We start from the raw sequence: 13,582 nt of genomic DNA on the forward strand, positions 1-13,582 counted from the left end.
GGGTAAGCCTTTTCCATGATCGATCGTTTGTCCAACGAGAAAATTCCGAGCGCCGCGCCGCGTGGTTCCAGCGCCGAAGTCCTTGCCCAGGAAATCATCGAGCGCCTCACCTACCGCATCGGCAAGGACCCGAAGGTCGCCAAGCCGCATGACTGGCTGACAGCCGCCATCCTGGTGGTGCGCGACCGCATCACCGACAACTGGATGGAATCGACGCGCAAGACCTACGCCACCGATGCCAAGCGCGTTTACTACATGTCGCTCGAATTCCTGATCGGCCGCCTGATGCGCGATGCCGTCACCAATATCGGCCTGATGGATGAGCTGCGCGAGGCGCTGGCCTCGTTCGGGGTCGATATCGACGTTATCGCCGCGCTTGAGCCGGATGCAGCGCTCGGCAATGGTGGTCTTGGCCGTCTGGCCGCCTGCTTCATGGAGAGCATGGCCACTGTCGATATCCCGGCCTATGGCTACGGCATCCGTTATGTCCACGGCCTGTTCCGCCAGCAGATGGCCGATGGCTGGCAGGTCGAACTGCCGGAAACCTGGCTTGCCCACGGCAACCCCTGGGAATTCGAGCGCCGCGAAAGCTCCTACGAAATCGGCTTCGGCGGCTCGGTCGAAACCGTCAATGTCGACGAGGAAGTCACCCGCTACGTCTGGAAACCGGCCGAGCGCGTTATCGCCACAGCCTGCGACACGCCGGTTGTCGGCTGGCGCGCCAAGCGCGTCAACACGCTGCGCCTGTGGACCGCCCATCCGATCGACCCGATCCTTCTTGATGCCTTCAATGCCGGCGATCACATTGGTGCTCTCCGAGAAAGCAACAAGGCCGAAAGCCTCGCCCGCGTGCTCTATCCCGCCGACGCGACGCCGGCCGGCCAGGAGCTGCGCCTGCGCCAGGAATTCTTCTTCTCGTCTGCCTCGCTGCAGGACATCCTGCGCCGCCACCTGCAGCAATATCCAGACTTCACCTCCCTGCCGGACAAGGTGGCAATCCAGCTCAACGACACCCATCCGGCCGTCTCCGTCGCCGAACTCGTCCGTCTGTTGACCGATGTTCACGGCATGGATTTCGAAACCGCCTGGGATATCGCGCGCCACACCTTTTCCTACACCAACCACACGCTGCTGCCGGAAGCGCTGGAAACCTGGCCGGTGCCGCTGTTCGAGCGGCTTTTGCCGCGTCATATGCAGATCGTCTATGCAATCAACGCCAAGATCCTGCTCGAGGCCCGCAAGCAAAAGACCCATACGGACCAGGAGGTCCGCAACATTTCGTTGATCGACGAGAGCGGCGATCGCCGCGTGCGCATGGGCAATCTCGCCTTTGTCGGCTCGCATTCGATCAATGGCGTGTCCGCGCTCCATACCGAGCTGATGAAGGAAACGGTGTTTGCCGATCTGCACCGGCTCTATCCGGAGCGCATCAACAACAAGACCAACGGCATCACCCCACGCCGCTGGCTGATGCAGTGCAATCCCGAGCTCGTCACGCTGATCCGCGATGCGATCGGCGACGAGTTCATGGACAATACCGAAGCCCTGCAGGCGCTCGATCCCTTCGCCGACAAGCCGGATTTCCAGGAGAAATTCGCCAGGATCAAACGCGCCAACAAGGTCAAGCTTGCCCAGCTGGTACAGAGCCGCATGGGCATTCGCATCGATCCGTCGGCGATGTTCGACATCCAGATTAAGCGTATCCACGAATACAAGCGCCAGCTCCTCAATATCATCGAGGCGATCTCGCTCTACGACCAGATCCGCTCGCATCCGGAGCTGGACTGGGTGCCGCGGGTCAAGCTGTTCGCCGGCAAGGCGGCGCCGAGCTACCACAATGCCAAGCTGATCATCAAGCTGGCCAATGATGTGGCCAAGGTCATCAACAACGACCCGTCGGTGCGCGGCCTGCTCAAGATCGTCTTCATCCCCAATTACAACGTCTCGCTGGCCGAAATCATGGTGCCATCAGCCGACCTTTCCGAACAAATATCCACTGCCGGCATGGAAGCCTCTGGAACCGGGAACATGAAGTTCGCGTTAAACGGTGCGCTGACCATTGGAACGCTGGATGGCGCCAATGTGGAAATGCGTGACTGGGTCGGTGAGGAAAACATCAAGATCTTCGGGATGACGGCAGATGAAGTCGCCAAGGTGCGCGCCGAGGGACACAATCCCCGCGCCATCATCGAGCAATCGCGGGAACTGTCGCAGGCCTTGTTTGCGATTTCCTCCGGCGTTTTCTCGCCCGACGATCGCAACCGCTTCACCGGCCTGATCGATGGCATCTACAATCACGACTGGTTCATGGTGGCAGCCGATTTCGATGCCTACACCAAGGCGCAGCGTGAGGTGGATGCGATCTGGACGGATACGGCCAGCTGGTATTCCAAGACCATCCGCAATACGGCGCGCATGGGCTGGTTTTCCTCTGACCGCACAATCCGGCAATATGCCGGGGAAATTTGGAGAGCCGGATGACATCAGTGCCAAAAGACGCCACGCCTACCGTCCCGTCAGCCAGTCTGTCGGCGGAAGAGATTGCGGCGATCCTCGCTGGCACTCATAGCAATCCGTTCGCCGCCCTCGGTGTCCATCCGGCGGGCAAGGAGTTTGTTGCCCGCTGTTTCATTCCCGGCGCCGAAATGGTGACCGCTGAGACACTGGCCGGCAAGGAGATCGGCACGCTGACACGGCGTGACGATGCGGGCTTCTTCGAGGGCATCGTTGCCGTCAAGAAGGCCCAGCCGGTCCGCTACCGCGCCCGTAACAGCGGCGGCGAGTGGACCGTCACCGACCCTTACAGCTTCGGCCCGGTGCTCGGCCCGATGGACGACTACTATATCCGCGAAGGCTCGCATCTGCGGCTGTTCGACAAGATGGGCGCGCATCCGATCAAGCATGACGGTGCCGATGGTTTTCATTTCGCCGTCTGGGCGCCGAACGCCAAACGTGTCTCGGTCGTTGGCGATTTCAACGATTGGGACGGCCGCCGCCATGTCATGCGGTTGCGCCAGGATACCGGCATCTGGGAAATCTTCATTCCCGATGTCCCATCAGGCGCCATCTACAAATACGAAATCGTCGGCAAGAACGGTGAACTGCTGCCCCTGAAGGCCGATCCCTTCGCCCGCCGCTCGGAACTGCGCCCGAACAATGCGTCGATGACCACGGGCGAGATCGAACAGGTCTGGCAGGACGATGCCCACCGGGCGCATTGGGCCAATGTCGATGCGCGCCGCCAGCCGATCTCGATCTACGAGGTCCATGCCGCATCCTGGCAGCGTCGCGACAATGGCGATATGCTGACCTGGGACGAGATGGCCGAACGCCTGATCCCTTACTGCGTCGACATGGGTTTCACCCATATCGAATTCCTGCCGATCACCGAATATCCCTACGATCCGTCCTGGGGATACCAGACCACAGGCCTCTATTCGCCGACCGCCCGTTTCGGCGAGCCGGAAGGTTTTGCCCGCTTCGTCAACGGCGCCCACAAGGTCGGCCTCGGCGTCATTCTGGATTGGGTACCGGCGCATTTCCCGACTGATGCTCATGGCCTTCGCTGGTTCGACGGCACGGCACTTTACGAGCATGAAGACCCGCGTCAGGGCTATCACCCCGACTGGAACACCGCGATCTACAATTTCGGCCGCGCCGAAGTGTTTTCCTACCTCGTCAACAACGCACTCTACTGGGCAGAGAAATTCCACCTGGACGGTTTACGCGTCGATGCGGTCGCATCGATGCTCTATCTCGATTATTCGCGCAAGCATGGCGAATGGGTGCCGAACGAGTATGGCGGCAACGAGAACCTTGACACGGTCCGCTTCCTGCAGACGATGAACAAGGAAGTCTACGGCAGCCATCCCGGTATCATTACCATCGCCGAGGAATCCACCTCCTGGCCGAAGGTCTCGGCTCCGGTTCATGCCGGCGGCCTCGGCTTCGGCTTCAAGTGGAACATGGGCTTCATGCACGACACGCTGCAATATCTGCAGCGCGAACCGGTCCATCGCAAGCACCATCACAACGACCTGACTTTCGGCCTGCTCTACGCCTTCAGCGAAAATTTCGTGCTGCCGCTCAGCCATGACGAAGTGGTGCACGGCAAGGGCTCGCTGATCGCCAAGATGGCCGGTGACGACTGGCAGAAATTCGCCAATCTCCGCGCCTATTACGGCTTCATGTGGGGCTATCCCGGCAAGAAACTGCTGTTCATGGGCCAGGAATTCGCCCAGTGGCAGGAATGGGCAGAGGATCGTTCGCTCGACTGGAACCTGCTCGAATATCCCCTGCATGAAGGCATGCGCCGGCTGGTGCGGGACCTGAACGGCACCTATCGCAACAAGGCGGCATTGCATGCGCGCGACTGCGAGAGCGAAGGTTTCGAATGGCTGATTGCTGACGACCGGGAGAATTCGGTGTTCGCATGGCTGCGCAAGGCGCCGGGTGAAAAGACCATCGCCGTCATCAGCAATTTCACCCCGGTCTATCGGGAAAACTATACGATACCGCTGCCCGTGGAGGGGCGGTGGAAGGAAATTCTCAACAGCGACGCCGAGATTTACGGCGGCAGCGGCAAAGGCAACGGAGGAGCCGTCCAGGCAACGAAAAACAGTGCAGGCGTCATTACCGCCACCATCACCCTGCCGCCTTTGGCGACACTGATGCTGGAGCAGGAATAAAACACGGCAAGGCGGGCTCCCAAGACCCGTCAATGCCGTGGGTCAGAATAATATTTGGAGAGGACACAGTTCCAGGAGCGGTCAAACCGCCCGGGAACCATACTATCGGGAGGAAATTCAATGGAAAAACGGATACAACCCCTCGCCCGTGACGCAATGGCCTATGTCCTTGCCGGCGGCCGCGGAAGCCGCCTCAAGGAACTGACCGACCGTCGCGCCAAGCCGGCCGTCTATTTTGGCGGCAAGGCCCGCATCATCGACTTCGCGCTGTCGAACGCGATGAATTCCGGTATCCGCCGCATCGGCGTCGCGACGCAGTACAAGGCGCATTCGCTGATCCGCCACCTGCAGAACGGCTGGAACTTCTTCCGCCCCGAGCGAAACGAAAGTTTTGACATCCTGCCTGCCTCCCAGCGCGTCTCGGAGACGCAGTGGTATGAAGGCACCGCCGACGCCGTCTATCAGAACATCGACATCATAGAGGATCATGGCGTCGAATACATGGTCATCCTGGCTGGCGACCATATCTACAAGATGGACTATGAGCTCATGCTGCAGCAGCATGTGGACTCGGGCGCCGACGTCACCATCGGCTGCCTGGAAGTGCCGCGCATGGAAGCGACCGGCTTCGGCGTCATGCATGTCGATGAAAAAGACCAGATCATCGCTTTCGTCGAAAAGCCGGCCGATCCGCCGGGCATTCCCGGCAATCCGGAGATGGCGCTGGCCTCGATGGGTATCTATGTCTTCCACACCAAGTTCCTGATGGACGTGCTGCGCCGCGACGCCGCCGATCCGTCTTCCTCACGCGACTTCGGCAAGGACATCATCCCCTACATTGTCCAGCACGGCAAAGCCGTTGCCCATCGCTTCAACCAGTCCTGCGTCCGCTCCGATTTCGAGCGCGAAGCCTATTGGCGTGATGTCGGCACGATCGATGCCTACTGGCAGGCCAATATCGACCTCACCCATGTCACGCCGGAACTCGACATCTACGACGGCACCTGGCCGATCTGGACATTCGCCGAGATCAAGCCACCGGCAAAATTCGTCCATGACGATGAAAACCGCCGTGGCTCTGCCACCTCGTCACTCGTCTCCGGCGACTGCATCATTTCCGGCGCCTCGCTCAACCGGTCGATGCTGTTTACCGGCGTCCGGGTGAATTCATTCTCCCGTCTCGATGGCGCGGTCATCCTGCCCAACGTCAAGATCGGCCGGCATACGCAACTCAGCAACGTCGTCATCGACAGCCGCGTCGTCATCCCGGAAGGCCTCGTCGTCGGCGAGGATCCGGAATTCGACGCCAAGCGCTTCCGCCGCTCGGAAAACGGCATCTGCCTGATCACCCAGGCGATGATCGACAAGCTGGATCTGTGAGCATGGAAGTTCTGTCCGTCGCATCGGAGGTTTTTCCGCTGATCAAGACAGGGGGTCTCGCCGACGTGGCGGGCGCCCTGCCGGCGGCGATGAAACCCCACGGCGTGCGCATGCGCACGCTGATGCCCGGTTATCCGGTGGTGATGCAAAAGATCAAGAAGCCGCAGAAGATCGGCGGCTTCGATAACCTGTTCGGCAACCCCGCCTCGATCCTGGCGGTCAATCACGATGGCCTCGATCTGCTGGTACTCGACGCGCCGGAATTGTTTGATCGCGACGGTGGCCCCTATGTCGATCAGACGGGACGCGACTACACCGATAATTTCCGCCGCTTCGCAGCCCTCTCACTGACTGCAGCCGAGATCGCCGGCGGCCTGCTGCCGAGCTGGAAGCCGGACCTCGTCCATGTCCATGACTGGCAGGCGGCGCTGACGCCGGTCTACATGCGGTTTGGCCCGGCACATGCGACGCCGGTGGTGCTGACCATCCACAACATCGCCTTCCAGGGACAGTTCGGCCCGGATGTCTTTGCCGAACTGGCACTGCCGCCGGAAGCCTTTTCGATGAGCTATGTCGAATATTTCGGCGATGTCGGCTTCCTCAAAGGCGGCCTGCAAACGGCCGATGCCATCACCACCGTCAGCCCGTCCTATGCCCAGGAAATCCTCACCCCCGAATTCGGCATGGGCTTTGAAGGCCTGCTGACCGCGCGCCTGTCCAGTCTCTCCGGCATCGTCAACGGCATCGACACCGATGTCTGGGATCCGCAGACCGACAAGAATATCGCCGAGACCTATGGCCCAGGCTCGCTGAAAAAACGCGAGGGCAACCGCAAGGCGCTGTCGGCGCAGTTCGGTTTCGACAATGCCCCCGGCCCTATCTTCTGCGTCGTTAGCCGCCTGACCTGGCAGAAGGGCATGGACGTGCTCGCCGAGGTGATCGACGATATCGTTGACAATGGCGGCAAGCTTGCCGTGCTCGGCTCCGGCGATCCGGCGCTCGAAGGCGCGTTCACCTCAGCCGCGGCCCGCCATCCCGGCCGCGTCGGCATGGTGATCGGCTATAACGAACCGCTGTCGCACCTGATGCAGGCAGGCAGCGATGCCATCCTCATCCCCTCGCGCTTCGAGCCCTGCGGCCTTACCCAGCTTTACGGCCTGCGCTACGGCTGCGTGCCGATCGTTGCCCATACCGGCGGTCTGGCCGATACGATCATCGATGCCAACGAAGCAGCCCTTGCCGCAAAAGTTGCGACCGGCTTCCAATTCTCGCCCGTTTCTGCTGCCAGTCTGCGTCAGGCGCTGCGGCGTGCGTTTACCGCCTACCGGCAACCGAAAGTCTGGGCTCGTCTCCAGGCCCAGGGTATGAAATCAGACGTATCCTGGGATATGAGTGCACATCGTTATGCCGACCTCTATTCCAGTCTTCTTGCGAAAGGCTAAGACCATGATCAGAACCGTTCAGACCACGCCCTATTTGGACCAGAAACCCGGAACCTCCGGCCTGCGCAAGAAGGTGCCGGTCTTCCAGCAGAAGAACTATGCCGAGAACTTCATCCAGTCGATCTTCAACAGCCTCGACGGGTTCAGGGGCGAAACGCTGGTGATCGGCGGCGACGGCCGCTATTACAACCGCGAAGCCATCCAGATCGCCATCAAGATGGCGGCTGCCAACGGTTTCGGCCGCATCCTTGTCGGGCGTGGCGGCATCCTGTCGACGCCGGCCGCCTCCAACGTCATCCGCAAATACAAGGCCTTCGGCGGCATCGTGCTCTCGGCCAGCCACAATCCCGGCGGCCCGACCGAGGATTTCGGTATCAAGTACAATATCGGCAATGGCGGCCCGGCCCCTGAAAAGGTCACCGATGCCATCTATGCCAGCACCCGCACGATCGAAAGCTACAAGATCGCCGAGGTCGCCGACATCAACCTCGATGTCGAAGGCAGCCAGGACGTCGCCGGCATGGAAGTCGTGGTCATCGACCCGGTCTCCGACTATGCCGAGCTGATGGAAAAGCTGTTCGATTTCCCGGCGATCCGCAACATGATCGGCGGCGGCTTCCGCCTCGTCTTCGACGCGATGAGCGCGGTCACCGGACCCTATGCCAAGGAAATCCTCGAAAACCGCTTAGGTGCCGCCAAGGGCTCGGTGCTGAACTTCATTCCGCTGCCGGATTTCGGCGGCCACCACCCGGATCCGAACCTCGTCCACGCCCACGCGCTGTATGAGGAAATGATGAGCGACGACGCGCCGGATTTCGGCGCAGCCTCCGACGGCGACGGCGACCGTAACCTGATCGTCGGCAAAGGCATCTACATCACCCCGTCCGACAGCCTTGCCATGCTCGCCGCCAATGCCAGCATGGCGCCCGGTTATTCCAAGGGGCTTGCCGGTATCGCCCGCTCGATGCCGACCAGTGCCGCTGCCGACAAGGTTGCCGAAAAGCTCGGCATCGGCATCTACGAGACCCCGACCGGCTGGAAATTCTTCGGCAATTTGATGGATGCCGGCCTCGTTACCATCTGCGGCGAGGAAAGTGCCGGCACCGGCTCCAACCACGTGCGTGAAAAGGACGGTCTCTGGGCGGTTCTGCTCTGGCTCAACATTCTGGCTGTGCGCATGGAAAGCGTCCAGGATATCGCCCGCCAGCATTGGACCACCTATGGCCGCAACTACTATTCCCGCCACGACTATGAAGAGGTCGATTCGGATGCGGCCAACGGCCTGATGACGGCGCTGCGCGACCAGCTCGCCACCCTGCCGGGCAAGAGCTTCGGCAAGCTCAAGGTCACAGCCGCCGACGACTTTTCCTATAACGACCCGATCGACAAGTCGGTCTCAAACAACCAGGGCATCCGCATTCTGTTCCAGGGCGGCTCCCGCGTCGTCTTCCGCCTGTCGGGCACCGGCACGTCGGGCGCCACCCTGCGCGTCTATATCGAACGCTACGAGCCGGATGCTTCCAAGCACGACACAGAAACCCAGGAAGCCCTTGCCGACCTGATCGCCGTCGCCGACGAGATCGCCGGCATCAAGACACGCACGGGCCGCACCGAACCGACTGTCATTACCTGACCGGATGCTCTAAGGAGAGGCGAAGGCCTCTCTTCACCCTCCCCTTGAAGGGGAGGGTCGGCACACAGTGCCGGGGTGGGGTGACCGCCAGACGGTATTCCAGACCCCAGCCGCACAAGGAAAACGCGACAATGACCGACAACGATCTCGTCGCCCTCTACAAGGCCGGTAAATTCAAGGAAGCGCTGACTGCTGCCATCGGCGAAAACGGCAAATCCAAATCAACCCCGACCCGCCTCGTCATGGACAAGCAGGCCGGCAAGCTGCGCTGCTACCGCGGCAACAAGCGCGTCGAGAAGGACGCCAACGGCGAATGGCAGCTGGTGAAGCTGCTTCCCTGAGCAGCTCCAGCAAAAGTGCGCAACGATTTTGCGCCCGCAATTGTTTCAAAACAAAGAGTGAGAGCGTTTTCGCGTTTTGACGAAAAGCGGAAAGCTCTGAAGGCTGGCGTTACGCCACCGGCCGCCCGGTCGCCACTTCCAGAACCTGAAACCAGTCCTGCAGATCAAACTCGATCTCCGTAGCCCGCGCCAGCGACGTCACCCGTTCAGGATCGGTCGAGCCGATAATCGGCAAAGGCTTGGACGGCAGGCGCAGCAGCCAGGCAAGCGCCACCGTGCCAGCACCCTGTACGCCGTATTTGTCTGCAAGGGCGCTCAAAAGATCGACGAGCTGCGGATTGCCTTTCTCTCTATCGAACAGACGCCCGCCTCCCAGCGGCGACCACGCCATCGGCGAAATCCCGTAATTGACGCAGTCGTCCAGCGTCCCATCGTAAAGCGGCGCGGTATGCGTCACCGAAAGCTCGATCTGGTTGACCATCAGCGGAATAGGCAGCTTCGATTGCAGCATTGCAAATTGCGACGGCGTATAATTGGAAACCCCCACGGCCCGCGTCTTGCCTTCCGAAACCAGCGCTTCCAGAACCTCGGCCACCTCGGCTGCATCCATCAGCGGATCGGGCCGGTGCAAAAGCAGCATGTCGACACGATCGGTCTTCAGATTGCGCAGCGAATTTTCCAGCGACCAGCGGATATGAGCAACCGTGCTGTTATAATGCTTGACGCGATGCTCCGGCCGCGCCGGACCCGTCAGGGCGATGCCGCATTTCGTCACCAGTTCGATGCGGTTGCGCAGGTCCGGACGGGTTGCCAGCATTTCGCCGAACAGGGATTCGACCCGGTAACCACCATAGATATCCGCATGGTCGATCGTGGTAATCCCGGCATCCAGGCAGGTATCGACGGTGCGGGCGATCGAGGCGATCCCGCTCGTTTCCCGGTTGTCGGCAATACGAAAAGCGCCCCAGACCATGCGCGAAAATTCCGGGCCGTCACGGTGAATCTTGATACGGGATACCATGGGCACTCACTCGACGGTTGGTGAAACGGGGAAATTATTGAGGCACGGCTGCGACCGCCAACGTATAGAGTCTCGGCAGGCCCGGCACAACGGATGCGCGCGACGTTGCCGGATCAAAAAATTCATCCCCGCAAATCCCCGCCCTCAAAACCCGTGCCATACTTCTTCCCGTCCCACCACGGATACACCGGAAAGCGTTGCCGGCGAGGTGGGGCCGGTGCCCGGGCGGTTTGGCGAAACGCGCGCAAAATCCCCGGGGCTGCGTGAAAGGCGGTTCTCCTCCGGTTCGTGAATGAACCGGGCGTGCCGGGTAGCCACACGGTCTTTTGACGGTCCAGGGCTGAACCCCGCCGCATTGAAAGGCCTGGCGGATAAGCGGCCGGGCTGGGGCATTGGAGGCTTTCTCCTGACACGGGAAAGCGCAGAAGAACCTGAGAAGCGCGGCAAAAGACACTGAACGGGACGCTGAGAGGTGTCACCTATTATTACTTTACGAGGCACTTTCCAGCGCCCCGGCCAAGTCAGCATCAGAAAAACCACGGCGGATTTTCCGGGCGTGGCTTGAGGCCGTGGAAACTGCCGCGCACTCCCTCTTCTCCCCAGCGGGGAGAAGGTGGCCCACAGGGCCGGATGAGGGGGGCGAAGCCACCTTAGACTGGAAATCCGAGCAACCTGAGCTCACGAAAGATGAGAACCCAACAATGAAAACCTGTCCGTATATGCCGAACCGCCCCCTCATCCGCCCTTCGGGCACCTTCTCCCTGCTGGGGAGAAGAGGAAGCGTTACCTCCCCCTTGAGGGGGGAGGTCGCCGCAACGCGGCGGGTGGGGGTGACCACCGCAAACGCTACAGGTGATTGGAGCATGCCGCAGCTCACCCCACCCCGGCACCACGTGCCGACCCTCCCCCTCAAAGAGAGGGTAAACATACCGCTTGCAACATCCGCAAAAGCAGAGACAAATCACTGTCAAACCAAGCTGATACGAAACGGCTCCGCCCCCACATCATCCCAAGGTGACCCCCGATGCCGAACCCGCTTGCTTCTCCCCTCGGCGCCACGCTAACCGCCAGCGGCACAACCTTTGCGGTCCACTCCTCCTCAGCCTCCGGCATCGAGCTTTGCCTTTACGACGCGACCGGCAACCACGAACTGCGCCGCCTGCCGATGCAGCGCGGCGCAGACGATGTTCACAGCCTGACCGTCCCGGATGCCCCCGCCGGCACCCGCTACGGTTTTCGTGCTTCAGGAACCTACGATCCGGACAACGGCCTCTGGTTCGACCCCGCCAAGCTGCTGGTCGATCCCTATGCCCGCGAGCTCGACCGCCCCTTCCATTACGACCCCCGCCTGTCGGTCTTCGGCGACGACACTGCCGACCTCGTGCCAAAGGCAATCGTAACGGAACCGCAGAGCGCACAACGGCAGGCGCCGCTGTTCCAGACCGGCGGCCTGATCTACGAGGTTGCCGTCCGCCCCTTCACCATGCTGCATCCGGATGTGCCGGAACAGCAGCGTGGCACCGTTGCCGCACTCGCCCATCCCGCCGTCATCGCCCATCTGAAGCGCATCGGCGTCTCCGCCATCGAGCTGATGCCGATTACCGCCTGGATCGACGAGCGACATCTGCCACCGCTCGGGCTCACCAACGGCTGGGGCTACAATCCCATCGCCTTCATGGCACTCGATCCGCGCCTGGTGCCCGGCGGCATGACCGAACTGCGCGAAACTGTTGCAGCCCTTCATGCAGAAGGCATCGGCACCATTCTCGATCTGGTCTTCAACCATTCCGGCGAAAGCGACCGCTGGGGTGCCACACTCTCCATGCGCGGTCTCGATAATCATATCTATTACCGCCACGCCACGGATCGGCCCGGCGAACTGATCAACGATACAGGCACAGGCAATACCATTGCCTGTAATCACCCGGTGGTGCGCCAGCTTATCCTCGACAGCCTGCACCACTTCGTTCTCTCGGCCGGCATCGACGGTTTTCGCTTCGATCTTGGCTCGATCCTCGGCCGTGACATCAACGGCTTCAACAGCGATGCTGCCCTGCTCTCGGAGATATGCACCGACCCGGTCCTGCAAGACCGCGTGCTGATCGCCGAACCCTGGGATATCGGACCCGGCGGCTATCAGCTCGGCAATTTCCCGGCGCCCTTCCTCGAATGGAACGACCGGGCGCGCGACGACCTGCGCCGCACCTGGCGCGGCGACAGCCACACGATCGGCGATCTGGCGACGGCACTTGCTGGCTCATCCAATATCTTTGCCCGCAAGGGCGGCGAAAAGACCCGCAGCGTCAATTTCATCGCCGCCCATGACGGTTTCACGCTGATGGATCTCGTCTCCTATGCCGGCAAGCACAATGAAGCCAATGGCGAGAACAACCGCGACGGCCACAACGAAAATCATTCCTGGAACAATGGCGTCGAAGGTGCGACGGTCGATCCCGAGGTCCTCGCCTTCCGCCGCCGCGACGTCATGGCCCTGCTATCGACCCTGTTTGCCACGCGCGGCGCCATCATGCTGACCGCCGGCGACGAGGGCGGCCGCAGCCAGCGCGGTAACAACAACGCCTATTGCCAGGATAATGCCATCACCTGGGTCGATTGGACAAAACTCGACGACGCCCTGATTGCCCATACCGCCGCACTGTCGCACATCCGCGCCCGCTTCGATGTTTTTCACGACACCACGTTCTTCATCGGAAACGGCGATGTCGAATGGCTGCGGTTCGACGGCCAGCCGATGACGACGGGCGACTGGGAAAGTGCCACGGCCGATCATCTGGTCATGCTGCTCTCAACCGGCGACAGCGTGCTGAACAGGCGAATCCGGCTTGCCGTCGTGATCAACCGCAGCCATGCACCGCATCCGGTCCAGCTGCCGGTCCGCCAAGGGTCCGGCTGGCAGAGCCTCCTGCCATCAGCCACGGCGGGGGTTGGCATCGTCGCAGCGCGCAGTGTCAGTTTCCACGCCGAAATTTTATGAGCCTATACTGCTCCCCCGATTGCCGTTTTTTGAAAGAGCGGCATATAGAGAAACGGGGGGATGTTTTTGATCGGAAAAGAGA

Annotated in this window: 8 protein-coding genes; 7 read left to right on the forward strand and 1 reads right to left on the reverse strand. The window is 61.1% G+C overall.

Going from position 1 to position 13,582, the window contains the following annotated elements:
• Window positions 1-15 precede the first annotated feature (15 nt).
• The 6 genes from ACQY8Q_RS08820 to ACQY8Q_RS08845 all read left to right on the forward strand — a co-directional run bounded on the left by ACQY8Q_RS08820 (window position 16) and on the right by ACQY8Q_RS08845 (window position 9,484).
• The gene (locus tag ACQY8Q_RS08820) at window positions 16-2,481 is read left to right on the forward strand and encodes a glycogen/starch/alpha-glucan phosphorylase (protein ID WP_428426244.1); all 2,466 of its coding nucleotides are present in this window, start codon (window positions 16-18) and stop codon (window positions 2,479-2,481) included.
• A complete protein-coding gene (glgB, locus tag ACQY8Q_RS08825; RefSeq protein WP_428426245.1) occupies window positions 2,478-4,688 on the forward strand; it encodes a 1,4-alpha-glucan branching protein GlgB in 2,211 nt (736 codons plus the stop codon). The genes ACQY8Q_RS08820 and glgB overlap by 4 nt, the downstream gene beginning before the upstream one ends.
• Window positions 4,689-4,808: 120 nt before the next feature.
• Entirely contained in the window at window positions 4,809-6,068 is a 1,260-nt protein-coding gene (gene glgC, locus ACQY8Q_RS08830) for a glucose-1-phosphate adenylyltransferase (RefSeq protein WP_428426246.1), read from the forward strand.
• Between the two features lie 2 nt (window positions 6,069-6,070).
• Window positions 6,071-7,510, forward strand: a complete 1,440-nt coding sequence (gene glgA, locus ACQY8Q_RS08835; protein ID WP_428426247.1) for a glycogen synthase GlgA — start codon at window positions 6,071-6,073, stop codon at window positions 7,508-7,510.
• Between the two features lie 4 nt (window positions 7,511-7,514).
• A complete protein-coding gene (locus ACQY8Q_RS08840; RefSeq protein WP_428426248.1) occupies window positions 7,515-9,143 on the forward strand; it encodes an alpha-D-glucose phosphate-specific phosphoglucomutase in 1,629 nt (542 codons plus the stop codon).
• A 131-nt stretch (window positions 9,144-9,274) separates the two neighbouring features.
• The gene (locus tag ACQY8Q_RS08845) at window positions 9,275-9,484 is read left to right on the forward strand and encodes a hypothetical protein (RefSeq protein ID WP_428426249.1); all 210 of its coding nucleotides are present in this window, start codon (window positions 9,275-9,277) and stop codon (window positions 9,482-9,484) included.
• A 109-nt stretch (window positions 9,485-9,593) separates the two neighbouring features.
• Here ACQY8Q_RS08845 and ACQY8Q_RS08850 read toward each other — a convergent pair whose 3' ends face one another.
• A complete protein-coding gene (locus ACQY8Q_RS08850; protein ID WP_428426250.1) occupies window positions 9,594-10,505 on the reverse strand; it encodes an aldo/keto reductase in 912 nt (303 codons plus the stop codon).
• A 1,024-nt stretch (window positions 10,506-11,529) separates the two neighbouring features.
• Between ACQY8Q_RS08850 and glgX the strand changes: the two genes are divergently transcribed.
• A complete protein-coding gene (gene glgX / locus ACQY8Q_RS08855) occupies window positions 11,530-13,500 on the forward strand; it encodes a glycogen debranching protein GlgX (protein ID WP_428426251.1) in 1,971 nt (656 codons plus the stop codon).
• The last annotated feature ends 82 nt before the right edge of the window (window positions 13,501-13,582 follow it).

Source organism: Pararhizobium sp. (assembly GCF_965279435.1).
Taxonomy (GTDB): Bacteria; Pseudomonadota; Alphaproteobacteria; order Rhizobiales; family Rhizobiaceae; genus Pararhizobium.